The organism is Janthinobacterium violaceinigrum (genome assembly GCF_009208555.1).
In the GTDB taxonomy this organism is placed as follows: Bacteria; Pseudomonadota; Gammaproteobacteria; order Burkholderiales; family Burkholderiaceae_D; genus Janthinobacterium; species Janthinobacterium violaceinigrum.
This window is the reverse complement of the sequence record NZ_WFLI01000020.1, coordinates 53,452-78,708: the sequence shown is the minus strand read 5'-3', so window position 1 is coordinate 78,708 and position 25,257 is coordinate 53,452. Positions and strand designations below refer to the sequence as shown.

The window sequence follows — 25,257 nt, the reverse complement described above, 5'->3', positions numbered from 1 at the left end:
GTGACTTAACCCAGTTCTTTGACCAGTTGCGGCACGATCTCGAACAGATCGCCCACGATGCCGTAGTCGGCCACGGCAAAGATCGGCGCTTCCGGATCCTTGTTGATGGCGACGATGGTCTTCGAATCTTTCATGCCGGCCAGATGCTGGATCGCGCCCGAGATACCGACGGCGATGTACAGCGATGGCGCGACGATCTTGCCCGTCTGGCCCACTTGCCAGTCGTTCGGCACGAAGCCGGCGTCGACGGCGGCGCGCGAAGCACCCATGGCGGCGCCCAGCTTGTCGGCCAGCGGCTCGAGGATGTGGAAGTTCTCGGCCGAACCCATGCCACGGCCGCCCGACACGATGATTTTCGCGGCGGTCAGTTCAGGACGGTCGGACTTGGCCAGTTCGCGACCCACGAAGGCCGATTTGCCCGCGTCGGCAACGGCAGCGACGGTTTCCGTGGCAGCCGAACCGCCGGTGGCAGCCGCCGCATCGAAACCGGTCGTACGCACGGTGATGACCTTGACCTTGTCGCCAGATTGCACGGTGGCAATGGCGTTACCGGCGTAGATCGGACGCTCGAACGTGTCAGGCGAGTCGACCTTGGTGATTTCCGAGATTTGCGCCACGTCCAGCTTGGCGGCCACGCGCGGCAGGATGTTCTTGCCGTAGGCGGTGGCTGGCGCGAGGATGTGGCTGTAGTTGCCGGCGATGGCCAGCACTTGCTCGGCCACGTTTTCGGCCAGGCCGTCGGCAAAGTATGGCGCGTCGGCCACGATGACTTTCGTCACGCCGGCGATTTGCGCGGCGGCAGCGGCGGCAGCCGCAGCGTTCGAACCTGCAACCAGTACGTGCACGTCGCCGCCGCACTGGGCAGCCGCGGTCACGGTGTGGTGGGTGCTGCCCTTTAAGGTAGCGTTGTCGTGTTCAGCAATAACTAATGCGACCATGATATGTCCTGTAATTGTTCTGGATAGACGGCAAAGCCGCTTAGATGACTTTGGCTTCGGTACGCAGCTTGGCGACCAGGGTGGCCACGTCCGGCACCTTGATACCGGCCGAGCGCTTGGCTGGCTCGACGACTTTCAAGGTTTTCAGGCGTGGCGCGACATCGACGCCCAGGTCTTCCGGCTTGACGGTCTCGAGCGGCTTTTTCTTGGCCTTCATGATGTTCGGCAAAGTCACATAGCGTGGCTCGTTCAGGCGCAAATCGGTGGTGATGATCGCTGGCAAGGTCAATGCCAGGGTTTCCAGGCCACCGTCGACTTCGCGGGTGACGGTGACTTTGCCGTCTTCCAGCACGACTTTCGAAGCGAACGTGGCTTGCGGCCAACCCAGCAGGGCTGCCAGCATCTGGCCGGTCTGGTTGCTGTCGTCATCGATTGCTTGCTTGCCCAGGATGATCAGTTGCGGCTGCTCTTTCTCGGCCAGGGACTTGACCAGCTTGGCCACGGCCAGCGGTTCCAGTTCAGTCGTCGTTTCCACCAGGATGCCGCGGTCGGCGCCGATGGCCATGGCCGTGCGCAGGGTTTCCTGGCACTGCGTCACGCCGCAGGAGATGGCGACCACTTCAGTGACCTTGCCGGCTTCTTTCAGGCGCATCGCTTCTTCCAGCGCGATCTCGTCGAAAGGGTTCATCGACATTTTGACGTTGGCGGTATCGACGCCAGTGCCGTCACTCTTGACGCGGACTTTGACGTTATAGTCGACCACGCGTTTGACGGGTACCAAGACTTTCATAGCTATGCCTTTGGGAAATTATAAAAATGACGGATCAAGTGCTGATTGTGCGTTCGATTATAAGAGAAATTTGAATCTTGAACCGAATTTAAGCACGATCGTGCGATTTTTTGTTAGAGCAATCCATCTAAACTGTGCGCTTGCAGGGATTTCAGGGGAGTCTGCCGCTACGCTGCAGGGCAGCAAAAGGGCACGAAAGTGACGCAAAAGCGCGGCACGGCGAACGCTTCACCAGGCCGCGCCACGGCGGCCCCGGCTGGCAGAATTATTTACGTTGCATCAAGAAAACAAATTCGGTACCCGTCTGCACATGCGACAGCAGGGCATTGCCCGTTTGCTTGGCGAAAGCCTGGAAGTCGCGCACGGAACCAGGATCGGTTGCCATGATGCGCAGCACTTCGCCGCTTTGCAGCTCTGACAAAGCCTTCTTCGCCTTCAGAATCGGCAACGGGCAGTTCAAGCCCCGCGCATCGAGTTCTTTGTGAAATTCCATAATCTCGGTATCAAGTAGTGTGTCGCTCATCATCAATATCCCACCATTTTTGTTGTACTGATTTTCGACATACTACTCTAAATCAGGGGTATTGACGCGCTGCACCAAAATAGTTCATCGGCTGTTGTGGTGTCACAACGGGATTCAAAAAGAAATAACGGCCCGCAAACACCGTCTGCGGGCCGTTTTCAAGAGGCCGTGGGGCGAAAACCCCGCATGCCTGCTAGCTTACGCCTTATTTCGCGCGTTCGCCCACCCAGGCCGGCACACCGGCCAGGGCGTTCGCCAGACCGCTCGGATCCGTGCCGCCGGCCTGCGCCATATCGGGGCGTCCGCCGCCTTTTCCGCCCACTTGCTGTGCAACGAAGTTCACCAGCTCGCCCGCTTTGACCCTGGAAGTCGCGTCCGCCGTCACGCCGGCGATCAGGCTGACCTTGCCGTCAGCCACGCTGGCCAGCACGATGGCAGCCGTTTTCAGCTTGTCCTTCAGCTTGTCCATGGTTTCGCGCAAGCGGGCCACGTCGGCGCCGTCCAGCACGGCAGCGAGCACCTTGATGCCGTTCACGTCGACAGCCTGCGTGACCAGTTCATCGCCCTGGCCCGACGCCAGTTTCGATTTCAGCGCGGCCAGTTCCTTCTCCAGCGCCTTCACGTAGTCCTGCACCTGGACGATGCGGACCGTCAGTTCTTCCGGCTGCGCCTTCAGCGCGCTGGCTGCCTCAACCAGGCGGCGATTGATGGTCTGCACCAGCGCCAGCGCGCCCTCGCCCGTCACCGCTTCCACGCGGCGGATACCGGCGGCTACGCCGCTTTCGCCGATGATCTTGAACAGGCCGATGTCGCCCGTGCGCTGCACGTGGACGCCGCCGCACAGCTCTTTCGAGCTGCCGATATCGAGCACGCGCACTTCGTCGCCGTATTTCTCGCCGAACAGGGCCATCGCGCCATGCTTGACGGCATCGTCAAACGACATCAGGTGCGCTTGCGTGGCGCGGTTTTCCAGGATCTCTTTATTGACGATGGTTTCCACGGCGGCGATCTGTTCCGCCGTCATCGGTGCATTGTGGCTGAAGTCGAAGCGGGTCTTGTCCGGATCGACGAGCGAGCCCTTTTGCGCCACGTGGCTGCCCAGCACTTCGCGCAAGGCCTTGTGCATCAAGTGCGTGGCCGAATGGTTGCGGATGGTGCGTGCGCGCTTGGCCGTGTCCACTTCGGCCGAGACGGCGTCGCCCACCTTCAGCACGCCCGACTCGAGCACGCCGTGGTGGCCGAAGACGTCAGCCTGGATCTTCAGGGTGTCGCTGACGGCAAAGCTGCCCGCGCCCGAGGCGATCACGCCCTGGTCGCCCACCTGGCCGCCCGATTCCGCATAGAACGGCGTCGTGTCGAGCACGACGATACCCGCTTCACCGGCCTTGAGTTCCTGCACGGGCGTGCCGGCTGCGTACAGCGCGACAACCTTGCTGCTGAACGTCAATTGATCGTAGCCGACGAAGGTGTTTTTCTCGCCCGTGTACTCGACCTTGCTGTCCTTGTGCGTCTTGCCGCCCTTGCGCGACAGTTCCTGGCTTTCCTTCAGGGCCGCGTCGTAGCCGGCCTGGTCGAAGCTGATGTCGCGCTCGCGGCAGATGTCGGCCGTCAGGTCTGGCGGGAAGCCATAGGTTTCGTACAGGGTGAAGGCGGTGGCGCCGTCGATGCCCGTGGCATCCTTGGCCAGCTGCGCTTCCAGCACTTTCATGCCCGTTTCCAGGGTCTCGCCGAAACGCTCTTCCTCGGCTTTCAGCATGTTGGCGACGTTGTCCTTGGCTTCTTCCAGCTCGGGATAGGCGCCGCCCATCTCGATGGCCAGATCGGCCACCAGCTTGTAGAAGAACGGTTTCGTCTGGCCCAGCTTGTGGCCATGGCGCAGGGCGCGGCGGATGATGCGGCGCAGGACATAAGCGCGGCCCTCGCTGCCCGGAATGATGCCGTCGACGATCATGAAGGCGGCGGCGCGGATGTGGTCGGCGATCACGCGCAGCGACTTGTTTTCCAGGTCGGTGGCGCCCGTTTCGCGCGCGGCGGCCTTGATCAGGTGCTGGAACAGGTCGATTTCATAGTTCGAATGCACGTGCTGCAGCACGGCGGCCAGGCGCTCCATGCCCATGCCCGTGTCCACGCATGGCTTCGGCAACTTGTGCATGACGCCCGCTTCGTCGCGGTTGAACTGCATGAACACGAGGTTCCAGATTTCAATGAAGCGGTCGCCGTCTTCGTCAGGCGAACCCGGCGGGCCGCCAGGGATCTCGGCGCCGTGGTCGTAGAAGATTTCCGTGCACGGACCGCATGGGCCCGTGTCCGCCATCTGCCAGAAATTGTCGGATGCGTAGCGCGAACCCTTGTTGTCGCCGATGCGGATGATGCGCTCGACGGGCACGCCGATTTCCTTTGCCCAGATGTCGTACGCTTCGTCATCTTCGATGTACACGGTGACCGTCAGTTTTTCAGCCGGCAAGCCATACACCTTGGTCAGCAGTTCCCACGCGTATTGAATCGCGTCGCGCTTGAAATAGTCGCCGAAGCTGAAGTTGCCCAGCATTTCAAAGAAGGTGTGGTGGCGCGCCGTGTAGCCGACGTTTTCCAGATCGTTGTGCTTGCCGCCGGCGCGCACGCAGCGCTGCACGGACGTGGCACGCGTGTACGGACGGCTGTCCGTGCCCGTAAACACATCCTTGAATTGCACCATGCCGCTGTTCGTCAACAGCAAGGTCGGATCGTTGCCTGGCACCAGGGAGCTGGAACGGACGATGGAATGGCCCTTGGACTCGAAAAATTTCAGGAACTTGTCGCGGATTTCAGATGATTTCATGTTTTTTTGGCAAAGAGTGGCGGCAGCTTTAAAGGGAAGATTATACGTGATATGGGTACGGGAATTGGCGCCGGGCACGGGCATTGTTGCAAGCCTGCCCACAGGTGCCGCCCTGCCCGTTCAGGCCGGGTCGTGGTGGCTGGCGCAGGCGTGCGGTGCCGGCGCGCCCTTGGCCGCAGCGGAAGGCGCGCTGGCGCCGGCAGCCGCATTGCAGTCGGCGCAGCGGCCGTACAGGGTCAGTTCGTGGCGCTCGACGACAAAACCCTGCGGCGCCATGCGCTTCAAGTCGCCCGGGCAATCATGTACGTCGAACACGCGCTGGCACGTGGTGCACTGGAAATGGTGATGATGGTGATTGGCGGCCGTGTTCGACTCATAGCGCGGGTTTTCGCCCGGCAAGGTCACCACGTGCACTTTTTCTTCCAGCACCAGCGATTTCAAATTGCGGTAGACGGTGGCGATGCCCAGCTGCGTCACCTGCAAGCTGGCCTGTTCGAGGATTTCCTGCGCCGACAGAGGGCGCTGGGCCGACTCGATGGCGGCTTGAATAGCGGTTTTTTGACGTGTTGTGCGTTCCATAGCCGACAGAATACACCATCCGCCTTCTTCCCCTGCCCGGAAAAACTGTCACACAGTAATGATAATGGGTTATCATTATCATCTTCTGGCAGCCACCCCATCCGGCAATGGCCTGCCCCAGCCCCGCAAACACCGATAGCGAATAAGGAATTCTTGCCCATGTCCGTCCGTCCTCAACAACCGACTCCCCTCGCGCTGGCCATCATGCTGGCCTTTGCCGCCCCTGCCAGCGCACTGGCGCAGCAGGCGACCACCTTGCCCGCCGTCACCGTCTCGGCCAGCGCCCTGGCCTTGGGCAGCGACGACATGAGCACGCCCGTGACCGTGCTGGAAGGCGAGGAACTGGTGCGCGCCCGCGAAGCGACCCTGGGTGAAACCCTGGCTGGCCAGCCCGGCATCACGTCCAGCCATTTCGGCGCTGGCGCCAGTCGCCCCATCATCCGCGGCATGGATGGTCCGCGTGTGAAAGTGCTGTCCGATGGCGCCGAAGTGCAGGATGCCTCAACCATCAGCCCCGACCATGCTGTCGCGGCCGAACCCATGCTGTCGGAACAGATCGAAGTGTTGCGCGGCCCGTCCGCGCTGGCCTACGGCGGCGGCGCCGTGGGCGGCGTCGTCAATGTGATCGACAAGAAAATCCCCACGCGCGTGCCGGCCAAGGGTTTTGAAGGCAGCGCGGAAGTGCGCGCCAACTCGGCCGCGCGCGAAAAGGCGGGCGCCTTTGAAGTGACGGGCGGCTCCGGCAACATCGCCTTCCACGCGGAAGGCGTCAAGCGCGATGCGAAGGAATACAAGGTCGGCAGCGGCTGGGAAGGCGGCTCGACAGTGGCCGGCAGCTACAACAAGACGGACACGGGCAGCGTGGGCGTGTCGTGGGTGGGAGCGCGCGGCTTCCTGGGCCTGGCCTTCACCAGCCAGCACGCGGAATACGGCTTGCCTGGCCACAACCATGAATTTGAAAGCTGCCACCCGCACGGCACGCATCTGCACTGCGGCGGCCATGAAGGCCACGGCCACGGCGATGAAGAAGAGCACGACCATGACCACGAACACGGCGCCGTGCCGTACGTGAAACTGAAAAGCGAGCGCTGGGACGTGCGCGGCGAATTGCGCGACCCCGTGCCCGGCTTCGCCAAGCTGCGCCTGCGCGCCGCGTTCACCGACTACAAGCACGATGAAATCGAAGGCACGGAAATCGCCACCACGTTCAAGAACAAGGGCCACGATGCGCGCCTGGAAATGGAACACCATCCCCTGTTCGGCTGGCGCGGCGTGGTAGGCCTGCAAACGTCGAAGCGCGATTTCTCCGCCCTGGGCGAGGAAGCGTACGTGGCGCCGACGGTCACGAAGAAACACGCGGCTTTCCTGGTCGAGGAATACAAGCTGGACCAATGGCGTTTCGAAGCGGGCTTGCGCCACGAATGGCAAGACATCACGGTCGACAGCGCCACCTTGCAGGACCGCAGCGCCAAGGGCACATCGATCTCCTTGGGCGCCGTGTGGAAATTCGCGCCCCAGTACTCGCTGGGCTCGACCATTTCGCGCACGCACCGCCTACCCAGCGCCGAGGAACTGTATGCGCACGGCGTGCACATGGCCACGGCCACATATGAGCTGGGCAATCAAAACCTGGGCAAGGAAACGTCGAACAATATCGACTTGACCTTGCGCAAATATGCGGGCGCCACGACCTTCTCGGCCAGCGCCTACCGCAACAAGGTGGACAATTACATCTTCGGCAGCACGCTGGACAGCCACGAAGGCTTCCAGCTGATCCAGTACGCCCAGCGCGACGCCACGTTTACTGGCGTGGAAGGCCAGATCCGCCAGCAACTGAACCCCATGTTCGGCGCCAGCGTGTTCGGCGACTACGTGCGGGCCAAGCTGGCCGACGGCGGCGGCAATTTGCCACGCATCCCGGCCCAGCGCGTCGGCGTGAAGGTCGATGCCAACTGGCAGGCGTGGAGCGGCGTGGCCGAGTTCTACCGCGTGGGCAAGCAGGATAAGGTGGCAGCATTCGAAACGGCAACGCCGGGCTACAACATGCTGAACCTGTCCGCCAACTACGACACGCGCATCGGCACCACGCCAGCCCAGTTCTACATCAAGGCGAACAACCTGACGAATGAACTGGCGTACAGCCACACCTCGTTCATCAAGAATGCGGCGCCGTTGACGGGACGTAACTTGACGGTTGGGATGCGCGTCACGTTCTAAGCTGTTTCGTAGGTCGGGTTAGCGCAAAGCGCGTAACCCGACCTCGAACTGCTGGGGTCAGACCCGACGGGTCTGACCCCGGATTTACGCTTCTGTCAGGCGCTGTGAAGCTAAGAGCTTATTTGCCAGCTTTAATCAGATCGATCCTGTCCGTACAAAAACCGTCCACGCCCCAGGCCAGCAGCTCGCTGGCCCGCTCGGGCGTGTTGACGGTGTAACAGAACAGTCCCAATCCCTCCTCTTTGACTTCCAGCGCCAGCGCGCGCGTCAGCTGCTGGTGGTCGCAATGGAGCGCCACCACGCCCAGTTCGCGCGCCTGTCGTTTCCAGCCATCCGGTATCTGTTCGACCAGCCAGCCCCGCGCCAGTTCCGGCGCCGCCTCGCGCGCCGCCTGCAAGGCTTCGATGCTGAACGACGACAGCAGCGGCAATAATTCTCCTGCAGCGATTTCCTGCGCAAAATGCTCGCGCGTGGCCCGCGCCACCGTTTCGCCCGTGGCCACGTCAAAGCCGGGGGCCGGCTTGATTTCAATATTCATCCAGATGCGCTGCGCCTTGCAATAGCTGACGACGGCGTCAAACGTGGGTACGCCCTCGCCCGCGAAAGCGGGGCCGAACCAGGCGCCCGCGTCCATCGCCCCCAGCTGCGCGGCCGTGTAATCGCTGACATGGCCGCTGCCGGCCACGGTGCGTCCCAGCTCGGGGTCGTGCACGACGACGGGCACGCCATCGGCCGCCAGCATGACGTCGAACTCCACGGCGCGGTAGCCGTAGGCGAGGCCGCAGCGCAGGGCGGCCAGGGTGTTTTCAGGCGCCAGGGTGCCGCCGCCGCGGTGCGCCAGGGTGCGTGGGTAAGACCACATGATGTTCCTTTATAACTAACTCCATCGATACAAGACTGTCTTGCCATACTATTGCGTGCCCGCCCTGAAAAGTAAAGCGGCCCGTTTGGCGACGTGCCGCGGCGAATGGCGGCGCGTCCAGGCCGTTTCGTCGCAGCCCGGTTGCGCCCCGGCCTGCGCTGGCACACAATGCCTCATCGTTACCAGCAGACAACTACATGAAACCCGACGTCCCATCCGCCGATGCCCCCGCCAAGCGCCGCTCGCCCTATTACCGCATGCTGCCCGACGCGCGCTATGCGCTGGCGCTGAACGTGATCTGCGCACTGGTCATTACCTTCATCCTCAATCCAGGCAGCCATTTTGGCCAAAACCTGATCGCCTCGATGTGCATCGGCACGATTGCCTTCCTGCTCATCGACGGCATGCGCCTGACCTTGTGGGGCGAAGGCCAGCGGCCCAGATTCCTGCCCTTCATGCTCATCATCCTGATTTCCGTGCCCGTGGCGCAAATACTGGGCTTGACCCTGTTCAGCTGGCTGACGGGCGTGGACGTGGGCGGCTTCGAAAACCTGCTGCCCTCGCAGATGATGGGTACGCTCGTCTTCACCCTGCTGGCCACGGGCGGCGCCGTGCTGTTTTTCTCCAGCCGCGAAAAGATTGCCCGTCTACAAATGGCGGCAGCCCAGGAAAAGGCCCGCGCCGAATCCGTGGCGCGCCAAGCTATGCAGGCCCAGCTGCAGCTGCTGCAGGCGCAGATCGAACCGCACATGCTGTTCAATACCCTGGCCAACCTGCAGGGCCTGATCAGCTTTGATCCGGACCGCGCCCAGTTGCTGCTCGACCAGCTGATCCAGTATTTGCGCGCCACCCTGTCCTCCTCGCGCGCCGACTCCACCACCCTGGAGCAGGAGTTCTCCCTGATGCAAGCCTACCTGGGCCTGATGTCCATCCGCATGGGCGCGCGCCTCAGCTATGCGCTGGACTTGCCCGAGGCCTTGCGCCAGATCAAGGTGCCGCCCATGCTGTTGCAGCCGCTGGTGGAAAATGCCATCCAGCATGGCCTGGAACCGAAGATAGAAGGCGGCCACATCCATGTGCAGGCATCCACGGACGGCAGCGTGCTGACCCTGACCGTCAGCGACGATGGCCTGGGTCTCGACCATCCGGGCCAGACCAAGGGCACGCACCTGGGCGTGGCGAATATCCGCGAACGCCTGCACGGCATGCATGGCGATACCGCCAGCCTGTCGCTGGCCGCCAACCATCCGGCAGGCGCGACCGCCCGCCTGACACTTCCCCTTCCACCCACCACCACGAGTCCACTCGCATGAGCCAGCACACCCCACGCGCCCTGATCGCCGAAGACGAACCGATACTCGCCGCCGCCCTCGCCCACGCCTTGCAGCGGCTGTGGCCCGAGCTCGACATTGTCGCCACCTGCCCCAACGGCGTGGATGCATTGCGGCAAGGCCTGGCGCTGCAGCCCGACATACTCTTTCTCGACATCAAGATGCCAGGCAAGACGGGCCTGGAAGCGGCCGAAGAACTGGCCGAACAGTGGCCCGAAGGCGTGCCCTTCCCCCACATCGTGTTTGTCACCGCGTACGACGAATACGCGCTGGCCGCCTTCGAGCAAGCCGCCGCCGACTACGTCTTGAAACCCGTCAACGATGCGCGCCTGGGCAAGACGGTGGAACGCCTGCAGCAGCGCTTGCGCGACAGTGCCGGCACGCCGCCCGCCGCGACGGCAAGTGCCGCAATATCGGCGTCGTCGGCATCGGCATCTTCAGCATTGCCAGCATCAGCATCAGCGGCGATCCAGGCGAACGCGGCAGGCATCGCCGCTGGCGACGACAATATGGCCCGCCTGCTGGCCCAGCTGCAAGCAATGCTGCCGCCCGCCCCTCGCCTGCAAATGATACGGGCGGCCGTCGGCAACAGCGTGCGCATGATCGCCCTGGCCGACGTCGTGTATTTCGAAGCGCTGGACAAATACATCAACGTCGTGTGCCACGACAGCGAGGCACTGATACGCACGAGCCTGAAGGAATTGCTGCCCCAGCTGGACCAGCAACAGTTCTGGCAAATTCACCGGGGCACCATCGTCAATGCCAGCGCCATCGCCACGGCCGTGCGCGACGAGGCGGGCAAGCTGTCACTGACCCTGCGCCAGCATCCGGCGCAACTGCGCGTCAGCCCCTTGTATGCCCATCTGTTCCGCCAGATGTAAAACGCGCAAGCGCCAAGGCCTAGTGCAGCTGATGCTTCAGGTCCGATAATTCATCGTGGACTTTCTGCACGGCGCTTTTCATTTCCGGCGTCAGGCTGGACGCCGTGCCGCACGCCCGCTTGGCGCGGTCGCCCAGGGATTCCATCTGGTCGACGGCTTGCCGGATGCGCGCATCGTCTTGCGTGTCGATGGCTTGCCGCACGGCGCTCTTTTGCTGGTCCAGCTGGTTGATGCAATCTTTCAAGTCCATGGGCATGCCCTGCTGCTTGCCGCACAGCTGGGCCGCCTGGCCGATCGCGTGTTCGATGGCGCCAAAGCGCCGTGCTACTTCCTTTGCCTGCATCATGATGTGTCCTCCCATGCTATCTGGAGTTGGATCATCAGGCCGGCCCCGGGTTCCCCACCGTCCGCCATGGCATTGAAATTTCCATGTGGCACTTTTTTGTAAGTGCTTGTGACATTTTAGATAATTATCAAATTCCTCAGCTACATTGGCGTACCCGAACCACCACGCCATCCATGACCTCGTTGCCGCCCCTGCCCCGCCGTGCCCCCAGCCTGCTGCTGATCATCCTGCTGCACGCGGGCCTGGCATATATCTTCGTGCAGTCGCGGCCCGCCAGCACCACGGACGACAACCTGCCGCAGGGCCCCGCCATCACCTGGCTGCGCTACACGGCGCCCGCACCGCCCAAGCCCCTGCCTTTGCCCAGCCCCAAACCGCCAGCCCCACGCGTGGCCCGCCTGCCTGTGCCGGCCCCCATCAGCCGCCCCTTGCCGCTGCCCACCGTCGAGCAGGCGCCAGCACCAGCACAAACTCCAGCGCCAGCGCCGGCAGTGCCGGAAGCGGTCACGCTCGCCGTGCCGCACAGCGCGGCCGATATCCTCGCGCAAGCCAAGCGCGACGTGGGCAAGATCGACAAGGAATTGCGCAAGGAATTCCCGCAGCGGGGCGGAGAGAAATTCGAGGACACGGGTTTCAAGCGCATGCAGCAAGGCTTTGCCGAAGCCTACGCGGCCGTGCCGCCGAAATGGTACGAAGCGTCGAAAATCGAGGAGGTGGGCGCGAATGCGGCCAAGGGCAGCCGCACCTATAAGATCACCAGCGCGCTGGGCACCCTGTGCGTGACCACGCGCGCGGGCAAGAACGGCGAAACGATGATCGGCAACTGCCCCAAATAGCCGGACTCAGCCCACCGCTTCGCGCGCGCCCAGCGGCTGCAGATGGCGCAGGCGCAGGGCGATCAGCACACCGCCGCCCAGGCACAGGCCCAGCATGACGACGACACCAGTCCAGCCGTCGAAGCCCCACATCATGCCCGAGGCGGAACCGATCAGGCTGGAGCCCAGGTAATAGAACAGCAGATAAAAGGCCGAAGCCAGCGCCTGCGGCGCGCGGGCGCGGCGGCTGACCCAGCTGCTGGCGATCGAGTGCGAGGCAAAGAAGCCGAAGGTGGCCAGCGCCATGCCGATGACGATCAGCGGCAGCGAGTCGAACAGGGTCAATAAAATACCGGACAGCATCACCGACAGCATGATCCACAGCACGCCCCGGCGCCCCAGGCGGTCCACCAGGCGGCCCGCCCAGACGGAGCTGAAGATGCCGATCAGGTACAGAAAGGCCAGCAAGCCGACCGTGCTCTGGCGCAGGCCAAATGGCGCGGCCAGCAGGCGGTAGCCGATGTAGTTATACAGGCTGACAAAACAACCCATCAGCACGAAGGCCAGGCAGAACAGCCACGGCAAGCCCTGGTCGGAAAAATGCTGGCGGATGGCGTGCGGCAAGGCATTCCAGCCCTTGGTGCTGGGCACGAAATTTTTCGACGCAGGCAGGCTGCGCCAGAACTCGGCCGCCGCCAGTACGCCGGCCACGCCCAGCACGCCCAGGGCCCAGCTCCACGACAGGAAATCGCTGAGCATGGACGCCACCAGCCGTCCCGACATGCCGCCAAACGCGCTGCCGGCAATATACAGCCCCATCGACAGGCCCAGCGACGGACCCTCGATTTCCTCGCCCAGGTAAGCCATGGCCACGGCCGGCATGCCGCCCAGGGCCACGCCCAGCGCTGCGCGGATGGCCAGCAGCTGCGCATAATCCTGCGCGAACGCGGACAAAATGGTCAATAGTGCGGCGGAAAACATCGACGCCACCATCAGCGGTTTGCGGCCCACCCGGTCCGAGACAGCGCTCAGCAGCACCAGCGAAATGGCCAGCAAGCCGCTCGACACGGACAGCGACCAGCTACTTTGCGCCGGCGTCAGGTGGAACTGGTGCGACAGCAGCGGGAACAGGGGCTGGATGCAATACAGCAAGCTGAAGGTGGAAAAGCCGCCGAAGAACAGCGCGCGGTTGCTGCGCTTGAATTCGATGGACCCCTTGGCGATGGCCGTGCGGGGTGCCGGAGCGGGAGGAACCGGGATGGCGGAAGGTGCAGCGGAGGAAAAGGCAAGCGATGAATCAGACATGGCCGTGTTTCGGATAGGAAGCGAGTTTTCATCTTAGGATTGCCAACTCATATCGTCCAATATATATTTAAGGCCCAACTCATACTTTAAAACGATTACTGGACGATTATGGAACTGCGCCACCTGCGTTACTTCGTCGCCGTCGCCGAAGAGCTGCACTTCACGCGCGCGGCCGAGCGCCTGCACATCGGCCAGCCGCCGCTGAGCCAGCAAATCCAGGCGCTGGAAGCGGAGCTGGGCGCGCAGTTGTTCGAGCGCAACAAGCGTTCCGTGCGGCTGACGCAGGCGGGCACGCTGTTCCTCGACGATGCGCAGCGCATCCTGGCCCTGTCGGAACAGGCGGCCGTGACGGCGCGCCGGGCGCAGCGGGGCGAAGCGGGCGAACTGCGCATCGGCTTTACGTTTTCCACGCCGTTCACGCCGTATTTCGCTACCGTCATCAACCGCTACCGCCAGCTCTTTCCGCACGTCACATTGACCCTGCACGAGATGGCGACATTGCATCAGCTGGAAGCGATCTCGGACAGGACGATGGACCTGGGCTTCGTGCGCCCGCCGGAAACGGCCTACCCGGCCGACGTCCGCCTGACGCAATTGCGCCAGGACCCGCTGTTCCTCGTCTTGCCCGTCGCCCACGCGCTGGCGGCCAAGCGCAGCATCGCGATTGCCGACATGGCAGGCGAAGGCTTTGTCATGTATCCCAAGAATGCGGGCACGGGGATTTATCCGCAGATTTTCCGCCTGTGCAAGGCGGCCGGCTTCGTGCCCCAGGTGGCGCAGGAAGCGGGCGAAGCGTCGACCATCATCGGCCTGGTGGCGGCCGGCTGCGGCATTTCCGTGCTGCCCGCCTCGTTCGACCGCATCCGCATGGACGGCGTGTGCTACCGTCCCATCGCCGACCCGCAGGCGACCACCAGCCTGCTATTGGCGCAACGGGAAGAAGAGACGTCGCCGCAGGTGGCGGCGTTCGTGAAGCTGGCCGAGGAAGCGGCGCTGGAAGAAAAAGAATAGGCCGGCAGGCGCCGGCCCACGTACTGCATTACGAGTAGTCGGCGTCCAGCTCCGAACCCGCATAGTTTTCCAGGTCCTCGAACAGGCTTTTCATGCTGGCCCGCGTGAGGATCTTCTGCACCACGGTGCAGCTGCGGCGATACGAGGCGATGCGGTCGAGCAGCACGGGATGGTGCTGCACGGGCACCTTGGCCACCAGGGCGGCCCAGCCTTCCTCGAAGTCGGGCTTGTTCTTGCGCACGGAACGCACGAAGCGTTCAAACTCTTTCTGCCCCGTACGCGCGATGACGCGCCCGCCGCCTTCGATGGCGAAGATGATGGCCAGCGCGATGACGCCCTCGGCATTCAAGTCGCTGTCGCTGACGGGGCCGTTGTCGTGGTGACGGCGCAGCCAGCTGGCCAGGCGCACGACGGCTTGCACTTCCTTGCGCTGCTGCAACTGCACCGCATACTTTTCATAGCCGGCCCAGTTCTGGTTCGGGTCGGCCTGGCAAATATCGATGAACAGCTCGCGCAGGCGGCGCTGCAAATACACGGGGTCCTGGTCGTATTCGCCCACGAGAGCGTCTTCGGGCAGCTGCGACAGTTCCTTGATCAGGCGAAAGCCCACCTGGAACGCGTGCTCGGCGCCATGCTCGACGAGGAAATCGAGGGCGGCCTGGTCGCCATCATGCGCGACGGCCTGCTCCAGGCCCAGGGACACGCCGCCCACCGTCAGGTACAGCGCCTTCTGGATGCCGTCGGCCGTGCGTTCATTCGTGAACTTCTCGGCCACCATGGCCGTGATGCCCGTCAATTCGTCGGCCAGGTTCAGGGCCGCGTCCTCGCGCGGGTCGTTCGGCAACAGCTTGATGGCGCGCACCAGGCGCGGAAGATTCTCTACAACAATTGCTGGCAGCATCAGTCGTTCCCTGCTTTCATCACGAGAAAATGCCCGTGCCCAGGCTGCGGCGCGTGCTGGAACGTGGCGCGCTGCGCGTGCTCGGCACTTGCTTGCGCAGGCGGTACAGCAATTCCTTGGTACTACGCTGCAACATGGTCGGCTCTTCGTCTGGGTCGTCCGAGTATTCGGCATCGGCCAGGTCCGCGCTGTGGCGGAAATCGGGGAACAGCTCGAACAGCGAGCGGTCCCAGCCGTCCTCATTCGCCTGCGCCAGCTCGATGGCCAGCGGCACGACGTCGTTGTCGGACGAGGTCACGCCCGTCACATACGGACCCTTGATGACGATTTCGCCCGCCACTTCGAGGATTTCCTTCGGCGCCATCGAGAACAGGATGGCAAACGCCGTGGCGCCCCAGTCGGTGGCGGACGCTTCGAGCAGCAGCTCGCGGCGGCGCTCGGCGTCGTCGGTGGAAAACACCACGCCGTGGATGTGCGCGAACAGCGCTTCGGCGATGCGTTCCGGATCGTCCTCGATCTGGTCGTCGCTCCAGGTAGCGGCGATGAAGGCCAGGCTGTCGGCCCAGGCTTTCGGCGGCACCAGCAAGGTGGCCAGCGACATCTTGCCGCCGTCAAAGCCGGCCAGGTGCAGGGCCGTCACTTGCGGCGGGATGGCATTGAGCACTTCCACCACGGCCAGGTCGCCGTACTGGTCGGCCGCGTCGGCAAACGCCTGCTCGGCGTGGCCCAGCGAACCGGACAGCACCAATTCCGTGACCTGTTTGGTCAGCGCGGGAAGATTGCTTTTTTGCTCCGCATTTTGCTTGTCATTATCTGCCATGGTCATCTCCATCCTGGTCGAACATCTGGGCGAAATCGTCGGTGGCTTCGTCTTCGTCGTGCTCGTCGTCGCCGTCGTCATTGGCGGCCAGCTGGTCGAGCGACTGGTCGTCGTCGTCCCACAGGCGCGGATTCTTGTGCAGGAAAGCCGTGATGATGGCCTGGCGCGCCAGGTCCGGGAAGCTCTCTTCGATGGCCGCGTACATCTTGGCCGCTTCCGGCGCGGCGCAGGCGGCCATGGAAAACACGCGGGCCGGGTCGCCGAACTCGTAGTCTTCGCTTTCGGCCAGCAAGCCTTTCGGATCGCTGAACGTGATGTGGTCGACCAGCGCGAAGGCCAGCATGTTCACGTCTTCGATGCCGCCGCCGCTCGCGTACTCGCCAACCAGCGCGTCGACCATGCTTTTGTAGTTCTTGCGGTTCGGCGGGTCGCCGAGGATGCCTTCGATCTGGCCTTCCAGCTCGCGCGACTGATACGCGAATTCAGGGTGTACTCTTCTCATGCTGTGCTTTCCAATGTGATGCGCGGCGCTGGATTAACAGCGCCGTTGTTGTTGTTTTTCAAGTAATTCTGGCCGGCAGATGCGGGCCGCATCGATTTAATCGGCAGGTAATACTGTGCCGTGCAAACGGAACACGCCGCACCACAGGGCATAGGCTTCCGCTTCCGGGTCGATGATGATGCGGTGGTTCACGCTCTGGTCGTATTCGGCGCGTTTGGCCGGGTCGGCCAGGATTTCATACGCCTTGGTGACGCTCTTGAAGCGCGCCTCGGCGCCGGGGGCCTGGTTGCGGTCGGGGTGGAAGCGCATGGCCAGCGAACGGTAAACCTTCTTGATTTCATCGTCGCTGGCATTGGGTGCGACACCGAGGACGTTATATAAATTTTCCATATGAGGCTCCGGAGGCGCGAATTTCTACTAATTAAAGGCGAATTATCCTATAGAACGGCGTCCGCGTCGCTTGCATGCTGGGAAATGGGGGCAAATACGTGCTTATAAAGCGCTTGCGGTACGGTAAAATGCTTTTTACTGTCACTCTTCCGCATTGATCAATGAGCAACGATAACCCGAATACCGCCGCGCCAGCGCTGGCGCCCAATTTCTTGCGTAACATCATCGAAGCCGACCTGGCTGCCGGCGCCCACGTGCGTCCCGGCCTGCCCCAGGTGATCACGCGTTTCCCGCCGGAGCCGAACGGCTACCTGCACGTGGGCCACGCCAAGTCGATCTGCGTCAACTTCGGCCTGGCGCGCGATTACGCCGGCCAGTGCAACCTGCGCTTCGACGACACCAATCCGGCGAAGGAAGAGCAGGAATACGTCGACACCATCATGGACAGCGTGAAATGGCTGGGCTTTGACTGGGAACCGAAGAATGGCGACGGCCAGAGCCACCTGCACTACGCGAGCGACTATTTCGACCAGCTGTACGCGATGGCCGAGTACCTGATCACGGCCGGCTTTGCCTATGTGGACAGCCAGAGCGCCGAAGACATGGCCGCCAACCGGGGCAATTTCGGCCAGGCCGGCAAGAATTCGCCGTTCCGCGACCGTCCGCGCGACGAATCGCTGGCCCTGTTCCGCGCCATGAAGGCGGGCCAGTTCAAGGATGGCGAGCACATCCTGCGCGCGAAGATGAGCGAAGATGCCATGAGTTCGCCGAACATGAACTTGCGCGACCCGGCCATCTACCGCATCCGCCATGCGCACCATCACCGCACGGGCGATGCCTGGTGCATCTATCCGATGTACGACTACACGCACCCGATTTCGGACGCGCTGGAAAACATCACGCATTCGATCTGCACGCTGGAATTCCAGGACCACCGCCCGTTCTACGACTGGCTGCTGGAAACCCTGTCGGCCGGCGGCTTCTTCCAGCAACCGGTGCCGCACCAGTTCGAATTCTCGCGCCTGAACCTGACCTATATCGTCACCAGCAAGCGCAAGCTGCGCCAGCTGGTGGAAGAAAAAATCGTCGACGGCTGGGACGATCCCCGCATGCCGACCCTGGTGGGTATGCGCCGCCGCGGCTACACGCCGGAAGCGATTCAATTGATGTGCGAACGCACGGGCGTGACCAAGTCCGACGGCTGGATCGACTACAGCGTGCTCGAAGGCTGTTTGCGCGAAGACCTGGACCCGAAGGCGCCGCGCACCGTGGCCGTGCTGCGTCCGTTGAAATTGATCATCGACAATTTCCCTGAAAACGAGAGCGTGGAATGCACGGCGCCCGTGCACCCGCACTTCCCGGAGCGTGGCTTGCGCACCTTCCCCATCTCGCGCGAGCTGTGGATCGAGGAAGACGACTTCATGGAAGTGCCGAACAAGGGTTACTTCCGCCTGTATCCGCCCATCGACGACAAGCCGGGCAGCAAGGTGCGCTTGCGCTACGGCTACGTGATCGAGTGCACGGGCTTTGACAAGGATGATAACGGCAAGGTCATCGCCGTGCATTGCACCTATTTCCCGGACAGCAAGTCGGGCACGGAAGGCAGCGCCAACTACAAGGTCAAGGGCAATATGCACTGGGTAAGCGCGGCGACGGCCATTCCCGCCGAAGTGCGCCTGTACGACCGCCTGTTCACGGACCCGCAGCCTGACGCGGGCGGCAAGGACTTCAAGCTGGCCCTGAACCCGCTGGCCAAGGAAGTCGTGCAAGCGTGGCTGGAACCGGGCGCGGAACTGGCCCAGCCGGAACAGCGCTTCCAGTTCGAGCGCCACGGCTACTTCGCGGCCGACCGCGTGGACAGCCAGCCGGGCAAGCCCATCTTCAACCGCATCGTCACCCTGAAAGACAGCTGGCAGCCCGCGAAATAAGGGCTGGACGGCACACACAAAAAACCGCTGCGGCGGTTTTTTTTCGTTTCATGGAGAAATATTGCCTGTTGACTATATTCACGATAGTTTTGTATATTAGGCAGCTATTGAGCAATTTGCAATTCCGATAGTGCTTGTACAACCCAGCCTAGCCACCGCCACCCAGGCGGCACCCGATTCCTTTTCCTGATGCGGATGGCGATGTCTTCTACTGCCGGCGAACACCCTTTATCTGCGGAAAAAAGACCGCTCTGGCTGCTTGGCTTCGTGATGTCGGTGATGGCGGGCCTGCTGTTCTACGTGGCAGCCTCGCTGTCGATCGAAAGCGATGCCAGCGACCTGTTCAACAATCTGGCCCGCAATACGCAGAAAAACATCGAATCGCGCGTCAAGTCGTATGCCAACCTGCTGCGCGGCACGGCCAGCCTGTTCCACGCCAACGAACACGTGAGCCGCGAGCAATTCCACCGCTACGTGGCAAACATGGCCTTGCAACAGAACTACCCGGGCGTGATGAATCTCAATTACACCCAGGAACTCGACGGTGCGCAGCGCGCCGCCTTCGAAAAGGCCATGCAGCACGACTATCCGCCCGGGAGCGACGGCTACCCCCCGTTTGCCATCGATCCGCCCGCCCCGCGCGACCGTTATTCCGTGCTCGTGTACATCGAACCGATTGCCAGCGCCCCGGAAAAGTTTGGCTACGACATCGCCTCGCGCCCCCTGATCGCCGAAGCGCTGGCGCAGTCGCGCGATTCGGGGCAGATCAGCAATTCCGGCGTGCCCGTGCCCATGGAAGGCCGGCCGCAGCTGACGGGCATGGCCATGCGCCTGCCCGTGTACCGCTACGGCATGCCCACCGGCACGGTGGAACAAAGGCGCGCAGCTTACCGGGGTTCCGTCGGCATCGGCTACGACCTGGTGACGATGATGCGCAGCGCGCTGGCCGACATGCCGGTACGCAATGTCCGCCTGACCCTGTTCGATATCGGCCCGCAGGCGCGCGCGCCCCTGGACTTGCCGCACGACATGCGTCCCATCTTCGACAGCACGACGGCGGGCATGCATGCGCCATGGTGGCTGCCCGGCAACTCAGGGCGCTACCTGAGCAGTACGATGCTGATCGAGCACAATGGCCGCATGTGGCAAGCGCTGTTCAGCGTGCGCAAGAGCGACCTGTACACGCGCTTCGACGCCTTCCTGCCGTGGCTGGCCCTGCTGACGGGCTTTGCCAGCACCATGCTGCTGTATATGCTGTTCCATACCCTGGCGTCGTCGCGCCGGCGCGCCATCCAGATGGCCACGGGCATGACGGAAGAATTGCGCGCCAGCCAGATCCGCCTGCAACTATCTCACCAGAAACTGCGCCGCCTGGCGGCCCATGCCGACCAGATCAAGGAAGAGGAACGCAAGCGCATCGCGCGCGAAATCCACGACGACCTGGGACAGAACCTGCTCGTGCTGCGCATCGACGCCGACATGCTGGCTTCGCGCACGCAGCGCCGCCACCCGCGCCTGAACGCCCGCGCCCGCTCGACCCTGGAACAGATCGACGCCACCATCAAGAGCGTGCGGCAGATCATCAACGACTTGCGCCCGACCGTGCTGGACCTGGGCGTGAATGCGGCCGTCGAATGGCAGGTGGCGCAGTTTCGCCTGCGCACGGGCATCGCCTGCGAAGTGAGCGAAAGCCATGACGACATTTGCCTCAGCGACCAGTGCGCCACGGCCCTGTTCCGCATCCTGCAGGAATCGCTGAGCAATATTTCCCAGCATGCCAATGCCAGCCGCGTGCAAGTCAAGCTGGAAAAGTGCCGCGATACGGTGTCGATGAGCGTCAGCGACAACGGCGTGGGCGCGGCCATCGACGGACGCAACAAACTGGGCTCGTTTGGCCTGGTGGGCATCGAAGAGCGCATCAAGTTGCTGGGCGGTACTTTCCACATCGAAAGCAGCCCCGGCGCCGGCATGAGCGTGCACGTCAGCGTGCCGCTGGGCGCGGACGCCACCGCATTTCCCTACCAGGAGGAAAGCAGGGCCAGCGCCTGACGGAGACGCCCGCTTGAAACAAGCTCAGCTTGCGTATTTTGTGATTAGATGCAATATTGATGTAGAACAATTAGCCTGACAGTCACCATCCAGGCGCCCTTCCACCTGCCAGGAGTTCTCGCCACCAGCCAGCCATTTTTTCACCGTTTTTCCCCCACGCAGCGCTTTTACGATACCCACGACTAAAGGACACCCATGGATACCAACGACAGTTTCAAGGCAATTGCCGATTTGAATTTGGACGCGATCAAGGTCAAGCTGATGCACCGGGAATCCGGCGAAGGATGGAGCCTGGAGAAGGCCAATGCGGTGGAGTTCGAATACCGGCGCTTCCTGATCCTGATGAAACAGTTTCCGGAAGAAGAAACGGCGCCGCTGATGGACGTCGATACCTTCTGGCACTACCACATCCTCGACACCCTGAAATATGCGGCCGACTGCGAACAGGTCTTCGGTTACTTCCTGCATCACTTCCCGTACATCGGCTTGCGCGGCGAGGATGACGAAGCGGCGCATCACCGCGTGGGCGAGCGCATGAAGCAGCTGTACGAGCAAACGTTCGGGGAAGATTATATCCGCGCAGAAACCGCGTATTCGGGCCGCGCCGTGCAGGCAGCCTATTCGGGACGGGCCGTGCAAGCCGCGTATTCAGGACGGGCTGTACAAACAGCATTTTCCAGTGCGGCGGTACAGGCGACGGCATACTCGGGCCGGGCCGTGCAGACGGCGTTTTCCAGCGCAGCGGTACAGGCGACGGCGTATTCGGGCCGCGCGACCGGTGCTGCCAGCACCGCATTTTCCAGCGCACCCGCCACGCTGACCGCCGCAGTGGTCAAGTCGTCCACGACTGGCCTGGAGATGGGGCGTTTCTATATCGATCGTCCGGTGCTGAACCCCGACCCGCAATAGAGAAAACAAAGGTGGCTGCCGCACGCGGCAAGCTTGACTTACCCAGACGGCACCTCTCAGTTTGCCGTCTGTCAGGCGCTCTTAGGCAGCCATCAGTTCGCGCAGTTCACGAATGCTGAAATCGCTGATTTCATGCATGCGGATGAGGATCGTGGCGCCGATCGGCAAGGTATTGTGACGAATCTTGCTGATAACAGGTGGCGCCACTTCCAGAGCTCGCGACAGGGCGGCATCGTTTTTCAGTTGCAGCTTGTCGATGATCGCATCGAGGACGCGATTCGGGTTGTAGGTAGGCAAAGAGGTAATTTGTTTGAGAGACATGATCAAAAATCCGACTTGTTGTATTAGTGCAAAAAGAAACCAAATGTCTCTTCTGCAATAATTCAGGGTAAACACACTAAAAAGCGCCATCACTTATGCGGCATTTACGCCGCAAACAATATAATACACGCTATTGTTGATTTTTGCGTAACTTAAAGCAAAATTGTGATAATTGAAGAGAATTGACGCACTTGGAATGTGCTAGAGGATAACTCAAATCGGAAAAATTTGCTGCAAGTCATCAATTTTTACAATGAGGAACGCCGCTACGCATGAACCAGGCAATCGCCATGAGCGCGCTCAGGCGTGCCATTTCCGCTGACAAGTGCCAGCCCTGGACGGCCACGCCGGCCGGGGTGGCCCGCAGACTGGCGCTCGGGAAGGCGTCCACGCGGCACCAGGCCAGTTGCCGGCGAATTTCATCGGGTGGCGGCGGTGGCTGCAACGCACGCTCACGGCGGCGCATATAGGCGCGCACCTGTTCCTTGCTGGGGTGACTCATAGCTCGCATGGCTCGCTCCTGCTGACGGAAAACAACGTCGCGCTAATTGTAGAGCCCGCCACAAATAGCCAAGACGCGTGACGACATTGCTCACCATATCGCCAGCTCGCCATGACACGTTTGCGCTGCATCAAATGGCAAGGCCCCGACGTTGCGCCGAAGCCCATCCTGCCCCACGGCCTGGCGGCCGCGGCGGCCCTTCCTTATTTCTTTTGCTGGCGCACGCGCTGTTGCTGCTTTTCCTGCGTTTGCTGGCGATTCTGCTTGCGCTCGAACAGGGTGACCGCATCTTTCTTGGCTTGCTCGACGGTACGCATTTCCTCATGCGCATCGTGCGGGACAAAAAATTCGGCGTCCTGCGCTGCCACGACCAGCTTGATGGCGGCGTCGTCATCGAGGTCATACAGTTCCGTCAGGACGGTGGTGACCTCGTCCAGGTATTCTTCGTAAGTGAGGGTGGTCATGCTGTATTCCTTAAGTGAATGGCGCACCGCCGGAACGACGCGCTGCGCGCCGGCCCAGGAAAAGTGCGCAGATAACCGGCCATTTTACCCGATGCGGGCCCCGCCGGCGGCCAGCGGCCGCAAGGCATCGGCCACGCGCGCGTAGCGCAGGCGCACGCCCAGCTCGCGCTTGATGCGCGTATTGTGCAGGCGGCGCGATTCGGACATGAACGACAGCAGCATCGGCGTGACCACTTGCTGCAGCTGGGCACGCGGCAGGCGCGGCGGACGCGGCAAGCCGAAGGTATCGGCCACGGCATCGAAGTACTCTGCCATTTTGAGCTCGCTGTCATCGCTGGCGTGATACACGCGTCCCGGCTTGCCCCGCCACAAGGCCCGCTCGATGATGCGGGCCAGGTCATCGGCATGGATATGGTTGGTATACACATCGTCGCCCGCAGCCAGGGCCGGCGTGCCTTCGCGCAGGCGTTTCAATGGCAGGCGGTCATCCGCATAGATGCCGGGCACGCGCAGGATGGCCACGCTGGCGCCGCGGCGCGCGCCCCAGCCCCGCAAGACCTGTTCGGCGTCGACGCGGCGGCGCGCGCGCGCATTCGCCGGCGCCACCGGCCGCGTCTCATCGACCCAGGCGCCAGCGCAATCACCATATACGCCGCTGGTGCTCACATACACCATGCGGGCGTGCTCGGGTAAAATGGCGACCAGATTGCGCGTGCGCCGGTCCAGCACGCCCGACGACAGGGGCGGCGCCAGGTGCACGACCATGGTCGCCAGCCCCGCCAGCCGTTGCAGGCTGGCGCGGTCGTCGAGGTTGGCCACGATGGGCACGGCGCCAGCGGCCCGCAGTTGGGCGCAGCGCCCCGGCTGGCTGGTGACGGCAAAGACGCGAAAGCGCGCGCGCAGCAAGGGCAGCAACCGCATGCCCACATCGCCGCAGCCCAGGATCAGCAGGCGCGGCAAGCCCAACGGCTTGCGCAAAGAGTGCATTAACATATTTTTCATCTCAAGGATTGTATGACTTTTCAAATTACTGTTCAGCCCAGCGGCCACCAATTCAGCTGTGAAGCGGACGAAACCGTCCTGTCGGCAGCAATCCGCGCCGGCGTGGGCCTGCCGTACAGCTGCAAGAGCGGCGCCTGCAGCTCCTGCAAGGGCAAGATCGTGTCCGGCAATGTACAGCATAAGCCATACCAGGCCCGCTCCCTGACGGAAGATGAAGCGGCCGCCGGCTATTCGCTGCTGTGCTGCGCCGTCCCCCAGGGCGACCTGGTGGTGCAGGCGCGCGAAGTGGCGGGCAGCAGCGACTACCCGATCAAGAAAATGCCGTCGCGCGTGACCACCATCGAAAAAGTCGCGCCAGACGTCGTCGTGCTGACCCTGCAGCTGCCGGCCAGCGAGCGCCTGCACTACCGCGCCGGACAGTATATCGAAATCATGCTGCGCGACAACAAGCGCCGCAGCTACAGCATGGCCAGCGCGCCCGTCGAAGGCGGACCCGTAAGCCTGCATATCCGCCACATGCCAGGCGGCCTGTTCACCGACCAGGTATTCGGCACCATGAAAGAGCGCGACATCCTGCGCTTCGAAGGCCCGATGGGCACCTTCTTCCTGCGCGAAGATTCCGACAAGCCCGTCGTGCTGCTGGCCTCGGGCACGGGCTTTGCCCCGCTGAAAGCCATCGTCGAACACATGGTCAACGAAAAATCCCAGCGCCCGATCACCCTGTACTGGGGCGGCCGCCGTCCGCACGACCTGTATATGGATGCGCTGTGCCGTCAGTGGGCCGCCGACCTGCCGCAATTCACGTATGTGCCCGTCGTCTCGGAAGCCTTGCCGGAAGACGCCTGGAGCGGCCGCACGGGCTTTGTGCACCAGGCCGTGATGGCGGACTTGCCCGACCTGTCCGCGCACCAGGTCTACGCCTGCGGCGCACCGATCGTCGTCGAATCGGCAAACCGCGATTTCGTGCAATTGTGCCAGTTGCCAGCCGACGAGTTCTACGCGGACGCCTTCACCACGGAAGCCGACCTGGCCAAGTAAGCATCCAGACAGCGG

At 62.6% G+C, this 25,257-nt stretch carries 25 protein-coding genes; 9 read left to right on the top strand and 16 right to left on the bottom strand.

Going from position 1 to position 25,257, the window contains the following annotated elements:
- Window positions 1–5: 5 nt before the first annotated feature.
- The 5 genes from GCN75_RS17465 to GCN75_RS17445 form a co-directional block, all read right to left on the bottom strand.
- Window positions 6–938, bottom strand: a complete 933-nt coding sequence (locus GCN75_RS17465; RefSeq protein WP_131373968.1) for an electron transfer flavoprotein subunit alpha/FixB family protein — start codon at window positions 936–938, stop codon at window positions 6–8.
- A 40-nt stretch (window positions 939–978) separates the two neighbouring features.
- Window positions 979–1,728 (bottom strand): electron transfer flavoprotein subunit beta/FixA family protein, encoded by a 750-nt coding sequence (locus GCN75_RS17460; RefSeq protein WP_034759884.1) that lies wholly within the window; start codon window positions 1,726–1,728, stop codon window positions 979–981.
- Window positions 1,729–1,993: 265 nt separating this feature from the next.
- Entirely contained in the window at window positions 1,994–2,251 is a 258-nt protein-coding gene (locus GCN75_RS17455; RefSeq protein WP_225317265.1) for a sulfurtransferase TusA family protein, read from the bottom strand.
- A gap of 205 nt (window positions 2,252–2,456) precedes the next feature.
- Complete coding sequence (gene alaS / locus GCN75_RS17450) at window positions 2,457–5,069, bottom strand: alanine--tRNA ligase (protein ID WP_152283591.1); 2,613 nt, start codon at window positions 5,067–5,069, stop codon at window positions 2,457–2,459.
- Between the two features lie 120 nt (window positions 5,070–5,189).
- The gene (locus GCN75_RS17445; protein ID WP_152283590.1) at window positions 5,190–5,648 is read right to left on the bottom strand and encodes a Fur family transcriptional regulator; all 459 of its coding nucleotides are present in this window, start codon (window positions 5,646–5,648) and stop codon (window positions 5,190–5,192) included.
- A 159-nt stretch (window positions 5,649–5,807) separates the two neighbouring features.
- Between GCN75_RS17445 and GCN75_RS17440 the strand changes: the two genes are divergently transcribed.
- Window positions 5,808–7,865 carry a TonB-dependent receptor domain-containing protein gene (locus GCN75_RS17440; RefSeq protein ID WP_193317548.1) on the top strand — a complete coding sequence of 686 codons (2,058 nt, stop codon included), beginning with the start codon at window positions 5,808–5,810 and terminating at the stop codon, window positions 7,863–7,865.
- Between the two features lie 118 nt (window positions 7,866–7,983).
- Here the strand turns inward: GCN75_RS17440 and ugpQ are convergent, their stop codons facing one another.
- Complete coding sequence (ugpQ, locus tag GCN75_RS17435; RefSeq protein WP_152283589.1) at window positions 7,984–8,727, bottom strand: glycerophosphodiester phosphodiesterase; 744 nt, start codon at window positions 8,725–8,727, stop codon at window positions 7,984–7,986.
- A gap of 197 nt (window positions 8,728–8,924) precedes the next feature.
- Between ugpQ and GCN75_RS17430 the strand changes: the two genes are divergently transcribed.
- A complete protein-coding gene (locus GCN75_RS17430) occupies window positions 8,925–10,040 on the top strand; it encodes a sensor histidine kinase (protein ID WP_152283588.1) in 1,116 nt (371 codons plus the stop codon).
- Entirely contained in the window at window positions 10,037–10,939 is a 903-nt protein-coding gene (locus GCN75_RS17425) for a LytR/AlgR family response regulator transcription factor (RefSeq protein WP_152283587.1), read from the top strand. The genes GCN75_RS17430 and GCN75_RS17425 overlap by 4 nt, the downstream gene beginning before the upstream one ends.
- Window positions 10,940–10,958: 19 nt before the next feature.
- Here the strand turns inward: GCN75_RS17425 and GCN75_RS17420 are convergent, their stop codons facing one another.
- Window positions 10,959–11,285 carry a hypothetical protein gene (locus GCN75_RS17420; protein ID WP_152283586.1) on the bottom strand — a complete coding sequence of 109 codons (327 nt, stop codon included), beginning with the start codon at window positions 11,283–11,285 and terminating at the stop codon, window positions 10,959–10,961.
- Between the two features lie 173 nt (window positions 11,286–11,458).
- On the opposite strand from GCN75_RS17420, the gene GCN75_RS17415 reads away from it, so the two are divergent.
- The gene (locus GCN75_RS17415) at window positions 11,459–12,121 is read left to right on the top strand and encodes a hypothetical protein (protein WP_152283585.1); all 663 of its coding nucleotides are present in this window, start codon (window positions 11,459–11,461) and stop codon (window positions 12,119–12,121) included.
- Window positions 12,122–12,127: 6 nt separating this feature from the next.
- On the opposite strand, the gene GCN75_RS17410 is transcribed toward GCN75_RS17415, so the two are convergent.
- Window positions 12,128–13,405 carry an MFS transporter gene (locus GCN75_RS17410; protein ID WP_226941445.1) on the bottom strand — a complete coding sequence of 426 codons (1,278 nt, stop codon included), beginning with the start codon at window positions 13,403–13,405 and terminating at the stop codon, window positions 12,128–12,130.
- A 108-nt stretch (window positions 13,406–13,513) separates the two neighbouring features.
- Between GCN75_RS17410 and GCN75_RS17405 the strand changes: the two genes are divergently transcribed.
- Window positions 13,514–14,416 carry a LysR family transcriptional regulator gene (locus tag GCN75_RS17405; protein ID WP_152283584.1) on the top strand — a complete coding sequence of 301 codons (903 nt, stop codon included), beginning with the start codon at window positions 13,514–13,516 and terminating at the stop codon, window positions 14,414–14,416.
- A 28-nt stretch (window positions 14,417–14,444) separates the two neighbouring features.
- Here the strand turns inward: GCN75_RS17405 and GCN75_RS17400 are convergent, their stop codons facing one another.
- The 4 genes from GCN75_RS17400 to GCN75_RS17385 form a co-directional block, all read right to left on the bottom strand.
- On the bottom strand, window positions 14,445–15,317 hold the full coding sequence (locus tag GCN75_RS17400) for a hypothetical protein (RefSeq protein ID WP_152283583.1): 873 nt from the start codon (window positions 15,315–15,317) through the stop codon (window positions 14,445–14,447).
- A gap of 19 nt (window positions 15,318–15,336) precedes the next feature.
- On the bottom strand, window positions 15,337–16,137 hold the full coding sequence (locus GCN75_RS17395) for a hypothetical protein (protein ID WP_152283582.1): 801 nt from the start codon (window positions 16,135–16,137) through the stop codon (window positions 15,337–15,339).
- A complete protein-coding gene (locus GCN75_RS17390; RefSeq protein ID WP_152257247.1) occupies window positions 16,127–16,639 on the bottom strand; it encodes a hypothetical protein in 513 nt (170 codons plus the stop codon). Before GCN75_RS17390 ends, GCN75_RS17395 begins: the two co-directional genes overlap by 11 nt.
- A gap of 96 nt (window positions 16,640–16,735) precedes the next feature.
- Window positions 16,736–17,029 carry a DnaJ domain-containing protein gene (locus GCN75_RS17385; RefSeq protein ID WP_010395442.1) on the bottom strand — a complete coding sequence of 98 codons (294 nt, stop codon included), beginning with the start codon at window positions 17,027–17,029 and terminating at the stop codon, window positions 16,736–16,738.
- Between the two features lie 161 nt (window positions 17,030–17,190).
- Between GCN75_RS17385 and GCN75_RS17380 the strand changes: the two genes are divergently transcribed.
- The 3 genes from GCN75_RS17380 (at window position 17,191) to GCN75_RS17370 (ending at window position 21,915) form a co-directional block, all read left to right on the top strand.
- Window positions 17,191–18,957 (top strand): glutamine--tRNA ligase/YqeY domain fusion protein, encoded by a 1,767-nt coding sequence (locus GCN75_RS17380; RefSeq protein WP_152283581.1) that lies wholly within the window; start codon window positions 17,191–17,193, stop codon window positions 18,955–18,957.
- Between the two features lie 270 nt (window positions 18,958–19,227).
- Window positions 19,228–21,006 carry a sensor histidine kinase gene (locus GCN75_RS17375; RefSeq protein ID WP_226941444.1) on the top strand — a complete coding sequence of 593 codons (1,779 nt, stop codon included), beginning with the start codon at window positions 19,228–19,230 and terminating at the stop codon, window positions 21,004–21,006.
- A 195-nt stretch (window positions 21,007–21,201) separates the two neighbouring features.
- Entirely contained in the window at window positions 21,202–21,915 is a 714-nt protein-coding gene (locus tag GCN75_RS17370; protein WP_152283580.1) for a glycine-rich domain-containing protein, read from the top strand.
- 81 nt (window positions 21,916–21,996) lie between these two features.
- Here the strand turns inward: GCN75_RS17370 and GCN75_RS17365 are convergent, their stop codons facing one another.
- From GCN75_RS17365 to GCN75_RS17350, 4 genes are all read right to left on the bottom strand, one after another.
- Complete coding sequence (locus tag GCN75_RS17365; protein WP_029496207.1) at window positions 21,997–22,236, bottom strand: hypothetical protein; 240 nt, start codon at window positions 22,234–22,236, stop codon at window positions 21,997–21,999.
- Between the two features lie 241 nt (window positions 22,237–22,477).
- Window positions 22,478–22,747, bottom strand: coding sequence for a hypothetical protein (locus GCN75_RS17360; RefSeq protein ID WP_152283579.1), 270 nt, complete (start codon window positions 22,745–22,747; stop codon window positions 22,478–22,480).
- A 194-nt stretch (window positions 22,748–22,941) separates the two neighbouring features.
- Window positions 22,942–23,202, bottom strand: a complete 261-nt coding sequence (locus GCN75_RS17355) for a hypothetical protein (RefSeq protein WP_152283578.1) — start codon at window positions 23,200–23,202, stop codon at window positions 22,942–22,944.
- Between the two features lie 84 nt (window positions 23,203–23,286).
- The gene (locus GCN75_RS17350; RefSeq protein ID WP_152283577.1) at window positions 23,287–24,204 is read right to left on the bottom strand and encodes an SDR family oxidoreductase; all 918 of its coding nucleotides are present in this window, start codon (window positions 24,202–24,204) and stop codon (window positions 23,287–23,289) included.
- A gap of 12 nt (window positions 24,205–24,216) precedes the next feature.
- Between GCN75_RS17350 and GCN75_RS17345 the strand changes: the two genes are divergently transcribed.
- Window positions 24,217–25,242, top strand: a complete 1,026-nt coding sequence (locus tag GCN75_RS17345) for a CDP-6-deoxy-delta-3,4-glucoseen reductase (RefSeq protein ID WP_152283576.1) — start codon at window positions 24,217–24,219, stop codon at window positions 25,240–25,242.
- Window positions 25,243–25,257: the final 15 nt, after the last annotated feature.